The organism is Pseudomonas cavernicola, assembly GCF_003596405.1.
In the GTDB taxonomy this organism is placed as follows: domain Bacteria; phylum Pseudomonadota; class Gammaproteobacteria; order Pseudomonadales; family Pseudomonadaceae; genus Aquipseudomonas; species Aquipseudomonas cavernicola.
The window spans coordinates 129,264-150,949 of the sequence record NZ_QYUR01000003.1; the positions used below are offsets into that span (position 1 = coordinate 129,264).

The window sequence follows — 21,686 nt, forward strand, 5'->3', positions numbered from 1 at the left end:
CCACCTTCTGCCGCCATAGCGCGGCATGGAGAGGTATACCCATGGCACGCGTAATTACGCAGATGACCGTTCAATTGCCGCGCCTCATGGAGGTCGGCGAATACAGGAAGCTACGCTATGCAGGAGGCAAGCCCAGCCTGCAGCAGCTGAAAAAGTGGATTGAGGATGGAACCGTGACCGGAGAAATCAAAGGCGATATGTACTTTATCGACCTTCAGGCTGAGCTGACGGGGTCTCAAGACCCGCTGCTGGCCAAGATGCTGGCGGTGGCGTAATGGCCCCGCCGCGCAAACGCACCAGCAAAAACCGGGACCTGCCCGACAACCTGTATCCAAACGGCAAATACTGGCAATACCGGAACCCCATCACCGGCAAAAAAACCAGCATCAACCAGCCAATGGCTGAGGCTGTGCGCTTAGCCAAGGCGGCGAACGCCAAGTTGCTGCCATTGCTGGCCGGTGACGGTGCGCTGCTGGCATTGATCACCGGGGAGAAAGTGCAGAACTTCAGCAACCTGCTCGAGCGCTTTGAGAATGAATGGTTGCCAGGACGTAGCTACGCGCCCCGCACCCTGCAGGAAATCCAATTCAAGCTGGCCCGATACCGGGAAGACCTCGGCAGCCGGATGGTCGGCCAGCTTGATGTGCTCGCCATCGCCGAATATCTCGACCAGTTTTCCAACAACGCCTACACCAAGCACCGCGGGCTGCTGGTGCAGGTATTCGCTTTCGCTGTAGCCAAGGGGCTGGCCGAACGAAACGTGGCGGAGCTGACGCTGGTGAAGCAGGAGGCCGAGAAATTGCGCCAGCGGCACACCGTTGAGGGGCTGGAGAAAATCCTGGCGTATGAAGGGACGCCGATCTGGCTCCGTCGAGCGATTCGGCTAGGGCTGCTCAGCTTGCAGCGGCGGGAAGATATCGTGGCCTGGCCGAAGTCAGCCGTCGACCTCGAGCAGAACACCATCAAGGTGTCACCCGGGAAGACGCAGAACTACGGCAAGCCCGTCCACCTGGAGATTGTGATGGGCCAGGCGCTGCGTGAAGTGGTGCTGGAGTGCATCAAGTCGCCGGTAGTGTGCCCCTACCTGATCCACTATTCGCCCAAGGCGCGCAAGCGGGAGCAGCTCGACGCCAAACTGCACTGGAACGCCGTGACACCCGATTACCTGACCAAGGCATTCGCACAGGCGCGAGATGATTCCAAGGCGTACAAGGATATCCCAGCGCGCGAGCGGCCAACCTTTCACGAAATCCGGGCACTGGGCGCCTGGCTATACGAGCAACAGGGTTTTCCGCAGGAATATATTCAGGGATTGATGGGCCACGCTGACGTGAAAATGACTGAACATTATCAGTCTGGTCATGGCGATGATAAGGTGCCCTACCTGAGAGTCAGCGCCGATTTGAAACTTTAGACCGGTGGTCGTTTTCCCAAAATATTCCCAAAGTTTGCCCAAACAAAAAAGGCCGACCCTTTCGGATCAGCCTCTATGCCCCGCGTTTAGCGGGTTTGCTTGGTAGGCACGATTGGACTCGAACCAACGACCCCCACCATGTCAAGGTGGTGCTCTAACCAGCTGAGCTACGTGCCTGCAATGGACGCGCATTTTACGGAGACACGAGGAAGTGTCAATACTTTTTTCGCTAACTCTCTGAATAAGCGTATTTTTTACCGTTCAACCCAGCGTTTAATATTTTGCACAGGCCACTAGCCGGGCATTTTCAACTCGGGTAGCATCGTCACATCCGTAAAAAATATAAAACAGAGGTTGCAAGATGGCACACACTCCTTATCCGCAGTCCTATTACGCCGCATCGGCCAATCCGGTTCCTGCTAGACCAGAACTGGCCGGCGAAGCGGAGACGGACGTCTGCGTTGTAGGTGCCGGCTATACCGGGCTATCCACCGCCCTGTTCCTGCTGGAAAACGGCTTCAAAGTCACCCTAGTGGAAGCGGCGAAAGTCGGCTTTGGTGCCTCCGGGCGTAACGGCGGGCAGATCGTTAATAGCTACAGCCGCGACATCGACGTGATCGAGCGTACGGTTGGCCCAAAACAAGCGCAACTGCTCGGGCAGATGGCGTTCGAAGGCGGCCGCATCATTCGTGAGCGCATCGCCAAGTACGATATTCAGTGCGACCTGAAAAATGGTGGCGTGTTCGCCGCAATCACCAGCAAGCAGATGGGCCATCTCGAAGCGCAGAAAAAGCTCTGGGAACGCTACGGTCACACCCAGCTGGAGTTGATGGACAGCAAGCGCATTCGTGAAGTCGTTGCGACCGAGAATTACCTCGGCGGCATGCTGGATATGAGTGGCGGCCACATCCACCCACTGAATCTGGCGCTGGGCGAAGCCGCTGCTATCGAATCCCTGGGCGGACGCATTTATGAGCAATCGCCAGCCATTCGTATCGAACGTGGCGCCAACCCAGTCGTACATACCCCGCAAGGCCGGGTAAAAGCCAAGTTTGTAGTGGTCGCGGGTAACGCCTACCTCGGCAGCCTGATCCCTGAACTGTCGGCCAAGTCGATGCCGTGTGGGACCCAGGTGCTCACCACCGAACCGCTGAGCGATGAAGTGGCCAAGAGCCTGCTGCCGCAAGACTATTGCGTCGAGGACTGCAATTACCTGCTGGACTACTACCGCCTTAGCGGTGACAAGCGCCTGATCTTCGGCGGCGGCGTGGTCTATGGCGCCCGTGACCCGGCGAATATCGAAGCGATCATCCGGCCGAAACTGATCAAGACCTTCCCGCAGTTGAAGGACGTCAAGATCGACTTCGCCTGGACCGGTAACTTCCTGCTAACCCTCTCGCGCCTGCCCCAGGTCGGCCGCCTTGGCGACAACATCTACTACTCGCAAGGCTGCAGCGGCCACGGCGTTACTTACACGCACCTGGCGGGCAAGGTACTGGCGGATGCCCTGCGCGGTCAGGCAGAGCGTTTCGACGCCTTTGCCACCCTGCCGCACTACCCCTTCCCTGGCGGCCGTCTGTTCCAGGTGCCGTTCAGCGCACTGGGGGCTTGGTACTACACCCTGCGTGACAAGCTCGGGGTTTGAGCCCAGCACAAAGAACAACGGCGCCTTAAGGCGCCGTTTTAGTTTGCGAGCTGGATGATGAGCGCTCGAAGGCTCGATAAGCGTTACTCGCCGCGAGCTTTTGTCCCGCTTGCTCCAACTCTGCTGCGCCAGTCAACCAGCGCTGCTGGTCCACGTTTGCCGGCAGTTGCGCAGGCGCCTGAACCAGAACAGCCCAATGCCCGACAGCGTTCCAGGCTGACTCGAAGTCATCGAAATCCATTGACAAGCGTCGATCCCTCCCAGAGCGCAACAACAGCGTCTGCTCCGCGCGATCATAGCCGATCAGCACCGCATAGCGCGGCGACGATACCCAGCCAAAGCCATTATTGATGCGAACCAGGACGGGGAAACCTGCCGCGACCTGGGCCAACAACTCTGGAAGATCTGCCCCAAGCGGGTAAACCAGCAAGCCGTACTCATTCACCACTCGCTGCATGTTTTGTTGCAGCCGAGCCTCACTCCCCGGCAGTTGCATTTTTTTGGCAACCAATCCAGGCGTCGTGACGACATCTTGTTGCGAAAGCAGAATCGCCAGAGCACCAGGAGCCCCCTCATCAGCGGTCTGCGCAAAGAACGGTACGCCGCTCAGCTCTACCCTTTCAGGCAAACGCTGGATGGCCGGCGCTACAGCCGAACTCACGCAACCTGCGAGCGGCAGCAAAAGCGCAAATGCCAGCAGCGCGGAATGAGGTGAACGAAAAGAATTTCGACGGAAGAAAGGCACGTTCAAGGCTCACTTAGATAACACCAGGCGACACACCAGCCCGGCAAGAACGGCGATCATACTGTCAGGACTAACCGCAAAACCACCAACAGGCATGCTCTGTAACCTGTTTTGTTGCAACCAAGAAAAACCCGGCCGAAGCCGGGCTTTTCGGTAGAGCCAAACCCATTACTTGGCTTGAGCTTCCACTTCAGCTTCTACGCGACGGTTAACCGCGCGGCCGTCAGCGGTGGCGTTATCCGCAACCGGCTTGGACTCGCCATAACCAACAGCGTTAACCCGCTCGCCGCCTACACCGTACTGGTTAACCAGAACTTCACGAACAGCGTTTGCACGACGCTCGGACAGCTTCTGGTTGTAAGCGTCAGGACCGACGGAGTCAGAGTGACCTTCAACAGTGGTGGAAGTGGCTGGGTATTGATTCATGAAGTCAGCCAGGTTTTTGATGTCGCCGTAGCTTTCTTCTTTGACTTTCGACTTGTCGAAGTCGAACTTCACGTCCAGCTCAACGCGGACCACTTCGGCAACAGCCGGGCAGCCATCGGCGTCAACGGTAACGTTGGCCGGAGTATCCGGGCACTTGTCGACGTTGTCGCACACGCCATCGTTGTCGCTGTCGGCGCACACTTCAGCAACTGGAGCCGGAGCCGGTTCAGCTTTCTGGCTGCCACCGAAGTTGACGCCGACGCCAACACCGGCCATCCACTCGGAATCACCACGGTCGAAGTTGTAGATACCGTCCACGCCCCCACGGGCGTAGAAATTCTCGGTGAAGTAGTACTTCAGGCCAGCGCCAAGAAGGCCCTGCGTGGTGTGGTCACGGCCGCTGGTGAAGGTATTGCTGATCGACTGGTGCGCTGCACCAGCCGACAGATACGGACGCAGGCCCGGGCCGGGCTCACCGAAGTGGTAGATAGCATCCAAGCCAGCAGCGCTGCCCTTGATGTCCTTGTTGACAGGGGCATCCCCATTTAGATCGTGGTATTCGCCATACGACAGCGCCAGCTCGAGGTCCTCGGTCAGGAAGTAGCCAATGGAGCCACCCAGCAGATTGCCGTCGTCCATATTGCGGGTGCTGTCAGTGAAATAGCGCTTGCCGAAAACCTCCACCTCAACCGCGCCTTGACCCTGGGCCAGTACGCTAAGCGAAAGAGTTCCGATCAGAGAGCCAATGACAGCACCTAAGGTGTTTTTCCGTTTCATCCGTAAAGTCCCCAATTAGATATTTTGCAAACTGCCGTGTGTACTCAACTGCCTAGGACAACGTAGTTGATAAATAACGTGCTCGCGAATTTACCTAGTCAATCTTGTTTCTATGGTCTGGCAGCCGCTACCCTCTAATAAGTTGTTAGCAGTATATCCAGTGCATCGAGGGGCAGGCCTTTCCCCATCTACATGATGTGGCCTAACGCCTAAATCCAGCGGACGCCAACCGCAAAGCGGTTGGCGTCCGCTGGAGCGAGTAGTGTCGCACCGGATTTTGCGCTGGGCGTTGTCCCGAGTACTCGGTCTTAGGGAAAGTCTTAAAAAGTCGTCATCCCCGCGCAGGCGGAGATCCAGAGTCCGCGCAACAGCTGGGTTCCCGCTTTCGCGGGAACGACGAAAGGAACTAATTCAGCATTTCCTTAGCCGGTCAGTGGGCGGTTGAGTTCCGTGCGCCAGGTAGCCGGGTCGGGGTTCGACTCTGGGCCCGCGACGTAGCACTCCCAGAGGTCCGGGGCTTGGGGGTGTCCCTCGGCGGAGACCCAGGCAAGAAACTCACCCCAAGCCGCGCCAAGTCCCTCGTAGGGCCCGTGATAGACAGTCCGCGCCACCGTTGCAGCGGGCAGTTGGCCCGCCTTTACGCGGCCCGCGGCGGCAACCGGCGCCGAGACTGGCACGCCGATCTCGAAATCAAAGATTTCAGGGTCCATCCTCAGGTGGTGCGAGAAAATCGGACCGGCGGGGGCTATGCCCTGGACGGCAACGGCGGCCATCAGCTCGGCGATGCCCGGCCCCATGACATTCCGGATCTCCTCCCGCGGAATTGTGAGATGGATGATGGCGGTTAGCTGGGCGTCAGTCTGCGTGATATGTGGTGTGTCGAGCATGAGGAATTTCCTTTTGCACGGGGCTAGAACAACTTTGCGCTCTTGGCTCCCAAGAGCCTAACTACCATTAGGCGACGTACATATTAGGCGACATACAATGTCGCGTTTGCTCACGAGGTGATCTCGCATAACGTCCCTTGTCATCCTGTAAAGCCGAAGCCCAAGGTTAGTGAGTCGTCTACTAACCTAAACTGAAGTTTTATCGGGAGAAAAGTCGTAGAAGAAAAGCAAGACAGCACTGCGCAGAACTTAAAAAACATTCGCGAAACCTCTTGGTTTCGCGAGGCTCAGCTGGCCCAGTGATTTGGACTGGATGCATTGCCGCTGGCTGTTGGTTTAGCGCTACTCACCGAGCTATGGCATGAAATAGGTGGAGTGGTGAGTATTGCCGTATTGGGTATGCTCGGTCTGATGGCGCTGGTACCCGCTCGTTTTGTCCTCGCGATTCACTTAATGAGCAAGGCGCAGAAATAAGTAGCTCGTACTAGAGCTCCCCACGGGGTCCATCTGAGCCCTTTCCTAGCAGCCCGCGGCCCTCCCCCGCTTCAGACTCATAACCTGGCTTCTCACGAGCTTCGCCGCTCATAAGCTAAGACCAAAATATTATTTATTTTAAATTTTTTAGATCGTTTAGCTTTGTAACACCGGACCACCGGACGCTTTGCCCCATTCATACCGTCCAGTGGTCCGTGCCTTCTCAATAGCGGCGCGGAGCCCGTTTGAGGAGTTTTAAAGATGAAAGCGTTATTCCCGCTCCGCCTGCTGGCGGCACTGACCTTCGGTGGTCTGGCCTTAACCGCACAGGCGGCCGACTTCACCGTTGCCTACCAGACCACCGTTGACCCGGCGAAAGTCGCCCAGGCCGATGGCGAGTACGAAAAAGCCACCAAAGCCAAGATCGACTGGCGCAAATTCGACAGCGGTGCCGAAGTAATCACCGCCGTTGCCTCCGGTGACGTACAAATCGGTTATGTCGGCTCCAGTCCTTTAGCGGCCGCAGCCACGCGCCAACTGCCGGTGCAAACCTTTCTGATCGCTACCCAGATCGGCGCCGCTGAAGCGCTGGTCGCCCGTAACGGCACCAACATCAACACGCCGCAGGATCTGATCGGCAAAAAAATCGCCGTTCCATTTGTTTCCACCGGCCACTACAGCCTGCTGGCAGCCCTCAAACACTGGAACATCGACCCGTCGAAAGTGCAGATCCTCAACCTCGCTCCGCCGGCCATCGTCGCCGCCTGGCAACGTGGCGACATCGATGCCACCTACGTCTGGGACCCCGCCCTGGGTAAAGCCAAAGAGTCCGGCAACGTGCTGATCACCTCTGGCGAGCTGAGCAAGCTCGGCGCGCCGACCTTCGACGCCTGGATCGTGCGCAAAGACTTCGCCGCCAAGCACCCGGAAATCGTCAACGCCTTTGCCAAAGTAACCCTCGACGCTTACGCCGATTACCGCAAAGACCCGCAAGCCTGGCTGGCCGACCAGAACAACGTCGCCAAGCTGGTGAAACTCTCCGGCGCCAAAGCCGAGGACATTCCCTTGCTGCTGCAAGGCAACGTCTTTCCGCTGGCGGCTGACCAGGTAACCGCCCTCGGCGCACCGACCACCCAGGCCATCACCGATACCGCCACCTTCCTCAAGGAACAAGGCAAGGTCGATAGCGTGCTGCCGGACTACGCGCCCTATGTCAGCGCACGGTACGTGAAGAACTGAAACCGCGCCTCGCAGGCTGAACAAGAGTGCAAGCGAGACCCAGCTGAGCCTGCAATTTGCCGGGTTTCATGAGGTGCATCCATGCACCTCACCCTACGGGCAGCTAAAGCTGTGCAAAACGGCTTTCCTGCCGTTTTGTCGCTTTGCTCTACCCGGCCTACGAATTACGCAATACAAATTACGCACCTCGCGTCCCGCATCATCGAAGGAGTTCGCGTCATGGCCTGGTTACAACTGGAGCGCATCAGCACACAGTACCCCGGCACGGCCGCGCCGGTACTGGCGGACATTTCCCTTGCCTTGGGCCCAGAGCAATTACTGGTCGCCCTTGGCCCCTCCGGCAGCGGTAAAACCACCCTGCTCAATTTGATTGCCGGTTTCGTCGCCCCCAGCACCGGGCGCATCAGCCTGGATGGCGTGGCCGTGAATGGCCCGAGCGCCGAACGTGGTGTGGTCTTTCAGGATGATGCCCTGCTGCCTTGGCAAAATGTGCTGGCCAATGTGGCCTTCGGCTTAGAACTGGCCGGCGTAGCCCGCCCACAACGGGAAGCCCGTGCCAGCGAAATGCTCGCGCTGGTCGACCTCGCCGGATTCGAGGCACGACAAGTCTGGCAACTATCCGGTGGCCAGAAGCAACGAGTCGGCCTGGCCCGTGCACTGGCGGCCGATCCACGGGTGCTGCTGATGGACGAGCCGTTCGGCGCCCTGGATGCCTTTACCCGCGAACAGATGCAGGAACTGCTGCTGCAAGTCTGGCGGCGCACCGCCAAACCGGTGTTCCTGATCACCCACGACATCGAAGAAGCGGTGTTTCTCGCCACCGAATTGGTGCTGTTGGCGCCCAACCCCGGGCAGATCGTCGAGCGCCTGACACTGGACTTCGGCCGGCGCTATGCCGCCGGTGAGTCGGCGCGAGCGATCAAGTCCGACCCGCGCTTTATCGAAACCCGCGAGCACGTATTGGCCCGGGTGTTCTCCCGACGCAGCGCCGCACCGCGGCTGGAGCGCAGCGCATGAGCAGCCTCGAATTGCCGGTCCCGGTAAAAGCCGTGGAGAACCAACCCGCACCGGTGCGCCGCGAACTGAGCATCCGCCTGGTCAGCACCTTGACCCTCAGCAGCTTGCTCGCCCTCTGGTGGGCAGTCACCGCCGCCGGCCTGATCGAACCGTTGTTCTTGCCGCCGCCTTCCACGGTGCTGCAAAAAGCCTGGTTACTGGCCACTAGCGGCTATATGGAATCGACCCTTTGGCAACACCTCGGCGCCAGTCTCAGCCGTATCGGCCTGGCGTTGTTGATTGCGGTACTGACAGCCATTCCAATCGGCATCGCCATCGGCCGCAACCGCCTCGCCCGTGGCGTGCTCGATCCGCTGATCGAGTTCTACCGGCCGATTCCGCCGCTGGCTTATCTGCCGTTGATCGTCATCTGGTGCGGGATCGGTGAGCTGTCCAAGGTGCTGCTGATTTACCTGGCGATCTTCGCCCCGATTGCCATCGCTACCGCCACGGGTGTGCGCACGGTCGACCCGACCAAACTGCGCGCGGCGCAATCGTTGGGCGCCAGCCGCGCACAACTGATCCGCCATGTGATTCTGCCCAGTGCCCTGCCGGACATTCTCACCGGTGTGCGCATCGGCCTGGGTGTCGGCTGGTCGACGTTGGTCGCCGCCGAACTGATCGCCGCCACCAGCGGCCTGGGTTTTATGGTGCAGTCGGCCGCGCAGTTTCTGGTCACCGATGTGGTGATCCTCGGCATCCTGGTCATCGCCTTCATCGCCTTCGCCCTGGAGATGGGCCTGCGCGCCCTGCAACGCAAGCTGGTGCCCTGGCATGGTCAGAGCCACTAAGACCTGAGATCAAGCGATAACGATGCAGGACATCGTCCTGCTCCACATTCGAGATACAACCCCATGAACCTGCAAATCACCCCTTTAAGCCCTGCCCTCGGCGCCTTGGTCGATGGCATCGACCTGCGCCAGCCGCTTGAGTCCACCGCGCACAGCGCCATCGAACAAGCCCTGCTCGACCATCAGGTACTGTTCTTTCGCGCCCAACCGCTGAACCCACAGCAGCAGGCGAGTTTTGCCGCCTGCTTTGGTGACCTGCATATCCATCCGATCTACCCGAACATTCCTGAGCAGCCTGACGTTCTGGTGCTGGATACCGCTGTCACCGACGTGCGCGACAACGCCATCTGGCACACCGACGTGACCTTCCTCGAAGCTCCAGCCCTGGGTGCCGTGCTAGCCGCTAAACAGCTGCCGAAGTTCGGCGGTGACACCCTCTGGGCCAGTGGCATTGCCGCCTATGCCGCACTGTCCAAACCACTGCAAAACTTGCTCGAGGGGTTGACGGCGACCCACGATTTCACCCATTCCTTCCCACTGGAGCGCTTCGGTACGACCACAGAGGACCTCGCCCGCTGGGAAGAGGCCCGGCGCAAGAACCCGCCGCTGTCGCATCCGGTGGTCCGTACCCATCCGGTCAGCGGGCGCAAGGCACTGTTCGTCAACGAGGGCTTCACCACCCGCATCAACGAGTTGGAACCGGCGGAAAGCCAAGCACTGCTGCAATTGCTCTTCGCCCACGCTACCCGCCCGGAGTTTTTCATCCGCTGGCGCTGGCAGGAAAACGACGTGGCTTTCTGGGACAACCGCGTGACCCAGCATTACGCCGTTGACGACTACCGCCCGCAACGCCGCGTGATGCACCGCGCGACCATTCTCGGTGATAAGCCGTTCTAGGACATTGTCGCGAGGCGCAGTTGATCGTTGCCACGCTCTGCGTGGGAATGCAGCCTTCGACGCTCCAACGTCCACCTTATGATTTGATCGTTCGCAGCCATGTAGGCCGGGTGAAACCCGCGCAGATTGCTGAGATAGATGCTTTCTCCCAAGCGTCCGAATGTGAACCTTCCGAGGAGACTCTGCGCCCGGCCCTGCTGGGTGTGATTGGACGTGGAGCGCCCCAGACTGCGCTCCCACGCAGGAGCATGGGAGCGATCAAAGGCCGGGTTAGCAAGCGCGAACCGAGCAAAAAAAGGGAGTTTCGGGCGACTCCTTGTTGGGCATCGCTGTGCTCAGCGCCAACCTACAGTTGCCCTTAAGTGAACGGCATTACTGCTCGGCAGGGGGAGTTCCTTCTTCAGAACACCGCTCAAGTAAAGGCTTCAGCCACGCAAGCTCGGGCTCAGGCGCAGCATATCCAGCACGGTGTCGGCCATGCGCTCGGCCTCCTGCCCCAGGGCAAAACTTTCCGGTGTCAGCAGCCATTTAGCCAAGACACCATCGATAAAGGCATGCAGACAAATGGCGGCGCGCAACGTATCGAGGTTGGCCGGCAATTGCCCCTTGTTGACCGCATTGCGCAAGGAGATTTCGATGCGCAGGTCGCACTCGCGGCTATTGTCCTGCATCTGCTTACGCAGGTCGCCAAGTTCGTCGGTGTACTCGCACTTGTGGAATAGAATTTCGTTGGTTCGGCGCGTTTTGGGGTCATTCGCGACCTGACTGAACAGGCGCACCAATAACTCACGCACGCGCCCTAACGGATCCGGCTCGGTCGCGCTTTCGCCGGCTTTGGCCAATTCTTGCAGCGGCAGATGCAGACGCTCGAGCATGGCCTGAAACACATCGGCCTTGTTGCTGAAGTGCCAGTAAATGGCCCCGCGCGAGACCCCGGCCACCTCGGCAATTTGCGCCAGCGTGGTACGCGCGACACCGTGCTCGTAAAAGGCCTTTTCCGCCGCATCGAGTATCTGGCAGCGCGTCTCCTGCGCCTCTTCTTTGGTGCGTCTGACCATCGGTGTGAAACCTCAATCAAAGGGGCCGCCAGGCGAGCGAACAGGCCAAGCCGGCTGAGCAGCAGCACTTCTGATAACGCCACTGCAGCAGGTGTCGAGACCTTGCGCAGGCTTTTGTAACAGGGGATTGAAAGGCATTTACAAACAAGCGCGAACGTAAGTATATTCCTTAGCATCCTATCTATCCAGCCCTCCACGCTCAGTCAATAACACCCCAGAGCCCTCACCGCTCTCATCGAACCGAGGCCCTCATGCAATTCAAGCCAGCTCTTACCGCCCTGGTTACTGCCGTCGCACTGGCCACGCTGATGCTCAGCGGCTGCGAGAAGCACGCTGACAAACCCGCTGCACAAACCCCACAAGTCGGTGTAGTGACCCTGCAGCCGCAAGCCTTTGCGCTGACCACCGAGCTGCCGGGGCGCACCAACGCTTATCGAGTGGCCGAGGTTCGCCCGCAGGTCAATGGCATCATTCTTAAACGTCTGTACACCGAGGGCAGCGAGGTCAAGGCCGGGCAACAGCTGTATCAAATCGACCCGGCAACCTATCAAGCGACCTTGAAGAGTGCCCAGGCCACGCTGCAATCGGCCAAATCACTGGCCGAGCGCTACCAAGTGCTGGTCGTCGACCAGGCGGTGAGCAAGCAGGAGTTCGACGAGGCCCAGGCCTCTCGCTTGCAGGCGGAAGCCAGCCTGGAGAGCGCGCAGATCAACTTGCGATACACCAAGGTGCTGGCGCCGATTGCCGGACGTATCGGACGCTCCTCAGTGACCGAAGGTGCTCTGGTCAACAACGGCCAAGCGGACTCCCTGGCGGTGATCCAGCAGCTCGACCCGATCTATGTCGATGTCACCCAATCGACCAAAGACATCCTGCGCCTGCGCCGAGAGCTGGCCAGCGGCCAACTGCAGAAAGCCGGCAGCCACGGTGCCAAGGTCAAGCTGAAGCTCGAAGACGGTAGCCTTTACAGTCACGAAGGGACCCTGGAGTTCTCCGAGGTTTCAGTCGATGAAGGCACCGGCTCGGTAACGCTGCGCGCCGTATTCCCCAACCCGGAGCACGACCTGCTGCCGGGGATGTTCGTCCATGCGCAGTTGCTCGAAGGCCTGAAGAGCGCTGCCATTCTGGCCCCGCAACAAGGTGTGACCCGCGACCTGAAAGGCCAGCCGACCGCGCTGGTGGTTAATGCCAAGAATATCGTCGAACTGCGCCAGCTGCAGGCGGACCGCACAGTCGGCAATCAATGGCTTATCAGCGCTGGCCTGCAAGCTGGCGACCGGGTAATCACCGAGGGGCTGCAGTTCGTGCATCCGGGCACCGAGGTCAAAGTGGTTGGCGCGAGCAACGTTGCCGCGCAAAGCCCGGCCCAAGCACCTGAACTCGCTCAAGACGGCGCAGGGGAATAGTCATGTCGAAGTTCTTTATCGACCGGCCGATTTTTGCCTGGGTGATCGCCCTGGTGATCATGCTGATCGGCGCCCTGTCCATCCTCAAGCTGCCAATCAACCAGTACCCGAGCATCGCCGCGCCCGCCATCGGCATCCAGGTCAGCTACCCGGGCGCCTCGGCGCAGACGGTGCAGGACACCGTGGTGCAGGTCATCGAGCAGCAGCTCAATGGTATCGACAAGCTGCGCTACATCTCCTCGGAAAGTAACTCCGATGGCAGCATGACCATCACCGCCACTTTCGATCAGGGCACGGACCCGGATATCGCCCAGGTGCAGGTGCAAAACAAACTGCAACTGGCCACCCCGCTGCTGCCGCAAGAAGTTCAGCAGCAAGGCATCCGCGTGACCAAGGCGGTGAAGAACTTCCTGATGGTCGTTGGCGTGGTTTCCGAAGACGGCAGCATGGACAAGAACGACCTGTCCAACTACATCGTCTCCAATATGCAGGACCCGCTTTCGCGGACTCCCGGCGTCGGCGACTTCCAAGTGTTCGGTTCGCAGTACGCCATGCGTATCTGGCTGGACCCAGCCAAGCTGAACAACTTTCAGCTGACCCCGGTCGATGTGAAAACCGCCATTCAGGCGCAGAACGTACAGGTTTCCTCCGGCCAACTCGGTGGTTTGCCGGCACTGCCAGGTCAGCAACTGAATGCCACCATCATCGGCAAGACCCGCCTGCAGAGCGCCGAGCAGTTCTCGGACATCCTGATCAAGGTCAACCGGGATGGCTCGCAAGTCCGCCTGCGCGATGTCGCCAGAGTCGAACTGGGTGGCGAAAACTACAGCATCAGCGCGCAATTCAACGGTAACGCCGCCTCCGGCATCGCCATCAAACTGGCCACCGGCGCCAATGCGCTGGATACCGCGAAAGCCATCCGCGCCACCCTCTCGCAGCTGGAACCGTTTTTCCCGGAAGGGATGAAAGTGGTTTACCCCTACGACACCACACCGGTGGTCTCGGCCTCGATCCACGAGGTTGTCGTCACCCTCGGCGAGGCGATCCTGCTGGTGTTCCTGGTGATGTACCTGTTCCTGCAAAACTTCCGCGCCACGCTGATCCCAACCTTGGCGGTGCCGGTGGTACTGCTCGGCACCTTCGGCGTGCTCGCTGCGTTCGGCTTCACCATCAACACCCTGACGATGTTCGGCATGGTGCTAGCCATCGGCTTGCTGGTGGACGACGCCATCGTAGTGGTCGAGAACGTCGAGCGGGTGATGGCCGAGGAAGGGCTTTCACCGCTTGAGGCGACGCGCAAATCCATGGGCCAGATTCAGGGCGCCTTGGTCGGTATCGCCCTGGTCCTTTCTGCCGTACTGTTGCCGATGGCCTTCTTCAGTGGCTCCACGGGGGTGATCTACCGGCAGTTCTCGATCACCATCGTGTCAGCCATGGCGCTGTCGGTGCTGGTCGCGCTGGTCTTCACACCGGCGTTGTGCGCCACCCTGCTCAAACCGATCAAGAAGGGCGAACACCACGCACCGAAGCAGGGTTTCTTTGGCTGGTTCAACCGCAACTTCGATCGCGGCGTGCGAAGCTATGAGCGCGGCGTCACCAGCATGCTCAAACATAAGGCGCCGTATTTGCTCGCCTATGTGGTGATTCTGGTGGCCATGGTCTGGCTGTTCACCCGCATCCCAACCGCCTTCCTCCCCGATGAGGACCAGGGCGTGCTGTTCGCTCAGGTGCAGACCCCGAGCGGTTCCAGCGCCGAGCGTACCCAGCAGGTGGTCGACGACATGCGCGCCTATCTGCTGAAGGACGAAAGCTCGACGGTCAGCTCGGTGTTCACCGTCACCGGCTTCAACTTTGCCGGCCGTGGGCAAAGCTCGGGGATGGCGTTCATCATGCTCAAGCCTTGGGATCAGCGCCCGGGCGAAGAAAACAGCGTGTTCAGCCTGGCCCGACGAGCCCAGCAACACTTCTCCGGCTTGCGCGACGCGATGGTATTCGCCTTTGCCCCGCCCGCCGTCTTGGAGCTGGGTAACGCCAGCGGCTTCGACCTGTACTTGCAGGATCGTGCCGGCGTCGGCCATGAGGCGTTGGTTGCTGCACGCAACCAATTCCTCGAACTCGCCGCCAAGAACCCCGTGCTCACTCGCGTTCGTCCTAATGGGCTGAACGACGAGCCGCAGTACCAGTTGAAGATCGACGACGAGCGCGCCCGAGCCCTCGGGGTTTCCATCGCCGACGTCAACAACACCCTGTCGATTGCCTGGGGCGCCAGCTACGTCAACGACTTCATCGACCACGGACGGGTGAAGAAGGTCTATCTGCAAGGTGAAGCTCAGGCACGCATGAGCCCCGAGGATTTGAAGAAATGGTTCGTGCGCAACGACCAGAACGAGATGGTGCCCTTCTCCGCCTTCGCCAGCGGCGAATGGGGCTATGGCTCACCGAAGCTGGCACGCTACAACGGCGTCGCCGCGATGGAAGTGCTGGGTGAAGCGGCACCGGGCTACAGCTCGGGTGATGCGATGGCCGCGGTCGAGGAAATCGCCAAACAGCTACCGGCGGGTGTCGGCTACTCCTGGACCGGCCTGTCCTACGAGGAGCGCCTGTCCGGCGCCCAGGCACCGGCACTTTACGCGCTGTCCTTGCTGGTGGTGTTCCTCTGCTTGGCGGCGCTCTACGAGAGTTGGTCGATCCCACTCTCGGTGATGCTGGTGGTCCCGCTTGGGGTCATCGGTGCGCTGCTGGCGACGTACCTGCGCGGCCTGTCCAATGACGTGTTCTTCCAAGTCGGCCTGCTCACCACCATCGGCCTGGCGGCGAAAAACGCGATCCTGATCGTCGAGTTCGCCAAGGAGTTGCACGAACAAGGCCGGAGTCTCACCGAGGCGGCCATCGAGGCCTGCCGGATGCGTCTGCGACCGATCATCATGACCTCGCTGGCATTCATTCTCGGCGTAGTACCGCTGGCGATCTCCAGCGGCGCCGGCTCCGGCAGCCAACACGCGATCGGCACCGGGGTGATCGGCGGCATGCTGACCGCCACTGTGCTGGCGATCTTCTGGGTGCCGGTGTTCTTCGTCCTGGTCTGTTCACTGTTCAAAAGCAAACAGCCCCAAGCCGTGATCGAGAAAGAGGCTACCGAATGAAAAAGTCCCTGTTGTCCATGGCGGTAGCCGCCTTTGTTCTCGGCGGTTGCTCGTTGATCCCCGAGTACCGACAGCCGGCCGCGCCGATTGCCAGCGATTGGCCACAAGGTGCAGGCTACCCGGCCGCTGCCGAGGTGGCTGGGGTATCCGCCGCCGAACAAGGCTGGCGCGAGTTTTTCCACGACGCGACTCTGCAACAGCTGATTCAGGTGGCCTTGGAGAACAACCGCGACCTGCGGGTGGCGGCGTTGAATATCGACGCGTTCCAGGCGCAATACCGCATCCAGCGCTCCAACCTGTTCCCGGCGGTCAGCGCGGATGCCGGCGCGAAACGCCAGCGCCTGCCTGCCGAGGTTTCGCAGACGGGCGAGTCGACCAGCAGCCAGTATTCGGCCACCCTCGGCATCAGTGCCTGGGAGCTGGACCTGTTCGGTCGCCTGCGCAGCCTCAGTGAACAGGCGCTGGAGCAATACTTCGCCACCGAGCAGGCGCGCCGCAGCACGCAGATCAGCCTGGTCGCCAGCGTCGCGAATGCCTATCTGGCCTGGCAAGCGGATCAGTCCCTGCTACTGCTGACCCAAGACACTCTGAAAGCTTACGAAGATAGCTACGCGCTAACGGTACGCAGCAATCAGGTCGGGGTGGCCTCGGCCCTGACCCTGAGTCAGGCCCGCACTTCGGTAGAGAGTGCCCGGGTCAACCTGAACCGCTATCAACGCCTGGTCGCCCAGGATCGCAACGCCCTGCAACTGCTGCTCGGCCATGCCCTGCCGGACAGCCTGCCGAGCACTCCGAACCTCGCTACAGGGCTGATCAGCGAGCTACCGGCGGGCCTGCCTTCCGAGCTGCTGCAACGCCGCCCTGACATCCTCGAAGCGGAGCATCAGCTGAAGGCCGCCAACGCCAACATCGGTGCTGCGCGCGCGGCGTTCTTCCCCAGCATCAGCCTGACCGCGAATGCCGGCAGCCTCAGCTCCGATCTATCCGGGCTGTTCAAGGGCGGCTCCGGGACTTGGTTGTTCCAGCCGCAGATCAGCCTGCCGGTCTTCAACGCCGGCAACCTGCGCGCTAACCTCGACCTTGCCAAGATTCAGAAGAACATTCAGGTCGCACAGTACGAGAAGAGCATCCAGACCGCCTTTCAGGAGGTCGCCGACGGCCTGACGGCACGCGAAACCTACCGTGAGCAGTTGAACGCGCAACGTGATCTGGTCAGCGCCAACGCGGACTACTATCGCCTGGCAGAAAAACGCTACCGCACCGGGATCGACAGCAACCTGACTTTCCTCGACGCCCAACGCTCGCTGTACAGCGCTCAGCAAGCGTTGATCACCGATCGGTTGGCGCAGCTGACCAGTGAGGTGGATCTGTACAAGTCGCTAGGCGGTGGCTGGCTGGAGCAAAACACTGCCTCGGCGACACCTGGTGCGCCGAAATCCTGACATTTGCTCCGTTGCAAGGCGAATTGGCAAAACGCAAAACCGTAGGTGGGTGCTGAGCCCCTGGCGATGCCCAACAACCGGCCTGCAAGGCCGAGCTTGTATGTGGTTTGTCGAACGCCGGGAGTCGCGGAGCGACTCCTTGTTGGGCATCACTGCGTTCAGCGCCAACCTACTTCAGCACTAACCTACATCAGCGCCAACCTACAGGCTGTCGCTTTGCCTGCGGGTGGTCCTCAAGCATCAGTACGGTTGAGGGCCACCGTGAACAACGCCGCAATCACATCCGACTGAGTCACCATCCCGTGCAGAACATTGTGTTCATCCACAATCGGGACGTGGTGCAAACCACTGTCTGAAAGCATCTGCACCAGATCGGTGATTGGCCATCCGGGCCGCCCCGTACGCACCTTGTGCGTCATCACCTCACGTACCACCTCAACCGCTTGGGGGTTGGCCGCAGGCGAGCGCTCCAGCCTGACCAGATCATGCACGGACAGGATGCCGACTAACTGCGCGTTGTCCGTCACTACCGGCAACGTGCTCAGCCGATGCTTCTGCAACAGCGACCAAGCCTGCGGCAAAGACGTCTCAGGCCCGACCGAGACCACATCCCTCGACATGATGTCCGCACAGCGAATCTCACCGAAGCGCCGGCGATACGCCTGCTGCTCAGTGGCCAAGAGGACTTCTTCCAGATCATCGCCGCTGATATCGAGCAGCTCACCACGCGCCTCGAGCACCGCATCGAGATCTTCACGGGTGAAGCCCAGCCGATCTCGCGGCAGCGGATCCGCAGTTTTGTGGATACTCGCGTGTTCGACATGGCGATGTGGATAGCGTGAGCGCAAGACGTTATTGAACAGCAACGCCACCGCCAGCAGCAGAATCGAATTGAGCGCAACCGGGTACAGCACGAACTGGTAACCCAGCTCGGTAATCCCCGCGCCCCCTAGCACGGCCGTCAAGGCGACGGCTCCGCCCGGTGGATGCAGGCAACGCAGCAAGAACATCGCGGCGATGGCCAGACCACCCGCCAGGCCCGCCGCCAAACCGGAATGCCCAAGCCATGTCGCGCAGGCCACCCCAATCAATGCCGAGATGAGGTTGCCGCCGACAATCGACCAAGGCTGTGCCAATGGGCTGGACGGCACCGCGAACAGCAACACCGCGGAAGCGCCCAGCGGCGCAATCAGCCACGGGCTCGACTCACCCAGAACGTGCCGGCAAAGCCACTCGGTGCAGAGCAAGCCGATGAATGCACCGGCACAGCCGTAGAACCGTTCGAGTTTGCTGGCTGAGACCGGGGCAGGCCAGAACGACTTCAACCATGCCTTTACACCGTTCACTCCTGTTTCCTAAGACCGTGCACCTTTTGGGGGCGGCGAATATAGCACGCCACCAAAGTAGCCAGAATCAGGACCAGCCCTATACGCAGCCCGGGCGGTGGATCAGTCGATGCGCCACCGCCCGGAGCCAGAGCCAATGCCTATTCCTTAGCTCAACCCAGCACTGCTCTGGCGGTGAGATCCAGGCACTTACGCGCCTTGGCCACCAGTTCGTCGATTTCGGCTTTGCTGATCACCAGCGGCGGCGAAATGATCATGGTGTCGCCGACTGCGCGCATGATCAGCCCGTTATCGAAGCAGTGACCGCGACAGATCATGCCGACGCCCTTGCCCTCGAAACGCTCGCGGGTCTGCTTGTTCTTCACCAGTTCGATCGCACCGAGCAGGCCGACGCCACGCACTTCGCCCACCAGCGGATGATCCGCCAGCTCACGCAGACGCTTTTGCAGATAGGGTGCCGTTTCTTCACGCACGCGCTCGAGAATCTTCTCTTCGCGCAGGATGCGGATATTTTCCAGCGCCACCGCCGCCGCCACCGGGTGCCCGGAGTAGGTAAAGCCGTGGTTGAAGTCGCCGCCCTCGTTCAGCACGTCGGCGACCTTGTCGCTGACGATCAGCCCGCCCATGGGGATGTAGCCGGAGGTCAGACCCTTGGCAATGGTCATCAGATCCGGGCTGTTGCCGTAGTAGTCGCTGCCGAACCATTCGCCGGTGCGGCCGAAGCCACAGATCACTTCGTCGGCGACGAACAGGATGTCGTACTTGGCGAGGATCTCGCGGATTTTCGGCCAGTAGCTGTCTGGCGGAATGATCACGCCGCCGGCGCCCTGGATCGGCTCGGCAATGAAGGCCGCGACCCGGTCTTCGCCGACTTCGAGGATTTTCTTCTCCAGTTGCTCGGCGGCCCAGATGCCGAACTCGTCCGGCGTCATGTCGCCGCCTTCACCGAACCAGTACGGCTGCGGGATGTGCACGATATCGGGTATCAGACCGCCTTGATCGTGCATCCCCTGCATCCCACCCAGGCTGGCGCCGGCCACGGTGGAGCCGTGATAACCATTGATGCGACCGATGATGACTTTCTTCTGCGGCTGGCCTTTGATCGCCCAGTAATGGCGAACCATGCGCAGCATGGTGTCGTTGCCTTCCGAGCCGGAGCCGGTGAAGAACACATGGTTCATGCCAACCGGCGCGATATCGGCAATCACCTTGGCGAGTTCGAGCACCGGCGGGTGCGCGGTCATGAAGAAGGTGTTGTAGAAGGGCAACTCTTTCATCTGCTTGCTGGCAGCCTCTGCCAACTCATCACGACCATACCCCACCGCCACGCACCAGAGCCCGGCCATGCCGTCGAGGATCTTGTTGCCCTCGCTGTCCCACAGGTACACGCCATCGGCCTTGGTAATAATCCGCGGGCCCTTCTCCTTCAGCTGTTTGTAATCGCTAAAGGGCGCCAGGTGGTGGTCATTGCTCAGTGCTTGCCACTCGAGCGTCTGTGGGTTGCTGACTTGCTTGCTCATAATTGATTCCTACCGTCGTACGTAACAAATCCAGGGAGAGTTCGCTGTTCCCGACCACGCAGCCGTTTACAGATACCAGCGGTATTCGCGCGCACTGATCTCTTGCATGAAGGCCAGATGGTCCTGACGCTTGTTCTCGCAGTAGACATCGACAAACTCAGCGCCCAGGCCCTCGCGCAGCTGTGGCTGGTGCTGCATGGCGCGCACCGCTTCAAGCATTTCCAGCGGGAAATCGATGCCACTGCTGCGGTCTTCGTTGAGCGCTGCGATCGGCTCGCGGCCGGCGGCCAAGCCCTCTTCCAGACCGACCAGAATCGCCGCCAGGACGAGATAAGGGTTGGCATCGGCGCCGGCCAGGCGATGTTCGATCCGTAGATTCTGCGGGTCCGACTCGGGAATCCGCACGCAGGCATCGCGATCCTCGAAGCCCCAGCTGGCCCGCGTCGCCGCGTTCACCGTGCCGCCAAAACGGCGCAAAGCGTTCTGGTTTGGCGCGAAGATCGGCATGCAATGTGGCAGCAGCTCCAGGCAACCGGCCACTGCATGGCGCAGCGCCTGCTGCTGGTTCGCCGCCAGCAGGTTGTTACCCGCCGCGTCGTAGAGGCTGACATGCACGTGCATGCCGCTGCCCGGGTGCTGCAGGTAAGGCTTAGCCATAAAGCTGGCGCGGTAGCCGTGCTTGAGGGCCACACCACGGGTACTGCGGCAGAACAGGGCAGCCCAGTCGGCGGCACGCAGGCCGTCATCGAGGTGACCGAAATTGATCTCGAACTGGCCAGGGCCGAGTTCGGCGGTGATCACCGTGGTATCGATACCTTGAGCCCGCGCGACCTCGACCATTTCATCGAGCACCGGGGAGAAGCGCGACAGCCGCTCGATGTGCATATTCGGCTGATCATCGGCATCATCGGTCAGCAGATCGCGGGGGAACTGCGGCTGGCCATCGCGCAGCTGTTTATCGAACAGGTAGAACTCCAGTTCGAAGGCCACCACCGGGTGGATGCCTTTGCTGCGCAAGCGGGCCAGCACCTGCGCCAACACTTCGCGCGGTTCGAAGACGATCGGTGCCTCGGTGCCATCCGAGGTAATCAGCATCTGCCCCAGCGGCTGTGCTTCCCAGCTCACCGGTTTGAGCGTACCGGGCACCAGGCGGCGACGGGCATCCGGGTCGCCGTCGTTGAAGCAGTAGTCGCCAATTTTGAACAGCCCGCCTTGCACGCCCAGCAGCACGCAGTTCTGCGGCAGTTTGAGGGCACTGCCAGCGGCCACCTTCTCAAGCATCTCCACCGGATAGCGCTTGCCATAGAAATGCCCGGGAATATCCAGGGAAATCAGGTCAACGTAGCGCACCTCGGGGTAGCGCTGGCGAAAAGCACGAACCTCAGCCAGCAGATCAGAGCAGGCAGCATTCATCGTTGTT

At 60.4% G+C, this 21,686-nt stretch carries 17 protein-coding genes and 1 tRNA gene; 10 read left to right on the forward strand and 8 right to left on the reverse strand.

What is annotated here, in order from left to right; genetic code table 11:
• Positions 1-41: 41 nt before the first annotated feature.
• Both D3879_RS14965 and D3879_RS14970 read left to right on the forward strand, forming a co-directional pair.
• Positions 42-275, forward strand: coding sequence for a hypothetical protein (locus D3879_RS14965; protein WP_119955106.1), 234 nt, complete (start codon positions 42-44; stop codon positions 273-275).
• Positions 275-1,414: a tyrosine-type recombinase/integrase gene (locus D3879_RS14970; protein WP_119955107.1), complete on the forward strand. Its 1,140-nt coding sequence runs from the start codon at positions 275-277 to the stop codon at positions 1,412-1,414. The genes D3879_RS14965 and D3879_RS14970 overlap by 1 nt, the downstream gene beginning before the upstream one ends.
• Before the next feature lie 100 nt (positions 1,415-1,514).
• Here D3879_RS14970 and D3879_RS14975 read toward each other — a convergent pair.
• Positions 1,515-1,591, reverse strand: a tRNA-Val gene (locus D3879_RS14975).
• A gap of 184 nt (positions 1,592-1,775) precedes the next feature.
• On the opposite strand from D3879_RS14975, the gene D3879_RS14985 reads away from it, so the two are divergent.
• Positions 1,776-3,059, forward strand: a complete 1,284-nt coding sequence (locus tag D3879_RS14985; protein WP_119955108.1) for an NAD(P)/FAD-dependent oxidoreductase — start codon at positions 1,776-1,778, stop codon at positions 3,057-3,059.
• A 25-nt stretch (positions 3,060-3,084) separates the two neighbouring features.
• Here D3879_RS14985 and D3879_RS14990 read toward each other — a convergent pair whose 3' ends face one another.
• From D3879_RS14990 to D3879_RS15000, 3 genes are all read right to left on the reverse strand, one after another.
• A complete protein-coding gene (locus D3879_RS14990; protein WP_238474260.1) occupies positions 3,085-3,804 on the reverse strand; it encodes a PA2778 family cysteine peptidase in 720 nt (239 codons plus the stop codon).
• 168 nt (positions 3,805-3,972) lie between these two features.
• Positions 3,973-5,007: an OmpA family protein gene (locus D3879_RS14995; RefSeq protein ID WP_119955109.1), complete on the reverse strand. Its 1,035-nt coding sequence runs from the start codon at positions 5,005-5,007 to the stop codon at positions 3,973-3,975.
• A gap of 422 nt (positions 5,008-5,429) precedes the next feature.
• Positions 5,430-5,894, reverse strand: coding sequence for a GyrI-like domain-containing protein (locus D3879_RS15000; RefSeq protein ID WP_119955110.1), 465 nt, complete (start codon positions 5,892-5,894; stop codon positions 5,430-5,432).
• Positions 5,895-6,629: 735 nt separating this feature from the next.
• On the opposite strand from D3879_RS15000, the gene tauA reads away from it, so the two are divergent.
• The 4 genes from tauA (at position 6,630) to tauD (ending at position 10,351) form a co-directional block, all read left to right on the forward strand.
• Positions 6,630-7,607: a taurine ABC transporter substrate-binding protein gene (gene tauA, locus D3879_RS15005; RefSeq protein ID WP_119955111.1), complete on the forward strand. Its 978-nt coding sequence runs from the start codon at positions 6,630-6,632 to the stop codon at positions 7,605-7,607.
• Between the two features lie 219 nt (positions 7,608-7,826).
• Positions 7,827-8,624 carry a taurine ABC transporter ATP-binding subunit gene (gene tauB, locus D3879_RS15010; protein WP_119955112.1) on the forward strand — a complete coding sequence of 266 codons (798 nt, stop codon included), beginning with the start codon at positions 7,827-7,829 and terminating at the stop codon, positions 8,622-8,624.
• Positions 8,621-9,454 (forward strand): taurine ABC transporter permease TauC, encoded by an 834-nt coding sequence (gene tauC, locus D3879_RS15015; RefSeq protein WP_119955113.1) that lies wholly within the window; start codon positions 8,621-8,623, stop codon positions 9,452-9,454. Before tauB ends, tauC begins: the two co-directional genes overlap by 4 nt.
• Positions 9,455-9,517: 63 nt before the next feature.
• On the forward strand, positions 9,518-10,351 hold the full coding sequence (gene tauD, locus D3879_RS15020) for a taurine dioxygenase (RefSeq protein ID WP_119955114.1): 834 nt from the start codon (positions 9,518-9,520) through the stop codon (positions 10,349-10,351).
• Positions 10,352-10,776: 425 nt separating this feature from the next.
• Here the strand turns inward: tauD and D3879_RS15025 are convergent, their stop codons facing one another.
• Positions 10,777-11,409: a TetR family transcriptional regulator gene (locus D3879_RS15025; RefSeq protein WP_119955115.1), complete on the reverse strand. Its 633-nt coding sequence runs from the start codon at positions 11,407-11,409 to the stop codon at positions 10,777-10,779.
• Positions 11,410-11,660: 251 nt separating this feature from the next.
• Here D3879_RS15025 and D3879_RS15030 point away from each other — a divergent pair, with 251 nt between their 5' ends.
• The 3 genes from D3879_RS15030 to adeC are packed head-to-tail and all read left to right on the forward strand — an operon-like array spanning position 11,661 to position 17,400.
• Positions 11,661-12,815, forward strand: coding sequence for an efflux RND transporter periplasmic adaptor subunit (locus D3879_RS15030; protein WP_119955116.1), 1,155 nt, complete (start codon positions 11,661-11,663; stop codon positions 12,813-12,815).
• Positions 12,816-12,817: 2 nt separating this feature from the next.
• The gene (locus D3879_RS15035; RefSeq protein WP_119955117.1) at positions 12,818-15,958 is read left to right on the forward strand and encodes an efflux RND transporter permease subunit; all 3,141 of its coding nucleotides are present in this window, start codon (positions 12,818-12,820) and stop codon (positions 15,956-15,958) included.
• Complete coding sequence (gene adeC / locus D3879_RS15040; RefSeq protein ID WP_119955118.1) at positions 15,955-17,400, forward strand: AdeC/AdeK/OprM family multidrug efflux complex outer membrane factor; 1,446 nt, start codon at positions 15,955-15,957, stop codon at positions 17,398-17,400. Before D3879_RS15035 ends, adeC begins: the two co-directional genes overlap by 4 nt.
• A 233-nt stretch (positions 17,401-17,633) precedes the next feature.
• Here the strand turns inward: adeC and D3879_RS15045 are convergent, their stop codons facing one another.
• From D3879_RS15045 to D3879_RS15055, 3 genes are all read right to left on the reverse strand, one after another.
• Positions 17,634-18,746: an HPP family protein gene (locus D3879_RS15045; protein ID WP_119955119.1), complete on the reverse strand. Its 1,113-nt coding sequence runs from the start codon at positions 18,744-18,746 to the stop codon at positions 17,634-17,636.
• Between the two features lie 152 nt (positions 18,747-18,898).
• Positions 18,899-20,266: an aspartate aminotransferase family protein gene (locus D3879_RS15050; RefSeq protein WP_119955120.1), complete on the reverse strand. Its 1,368-nt coding sequence runs from the start codon at positions 20,264-20,266 to the stop codon at positions 18,899-18,901.
• A gap of 66 nt (positions 20,267-20,332) precedes the next feature.
• Positions 20,333-21,679 (reverse strand): glutamine synthetase family protein, encoded by a 1,347-nt coding sequence (locus D3879_RS15055; RefSeq protein ID WP_119955121.1) that lies wholly within the window; start codon positions 21,677-21,679, stop codon positions 20,333-20,335.
• Between the last annotated feature and the right edge of the window lie 7 nt (positions 21,680-21,686).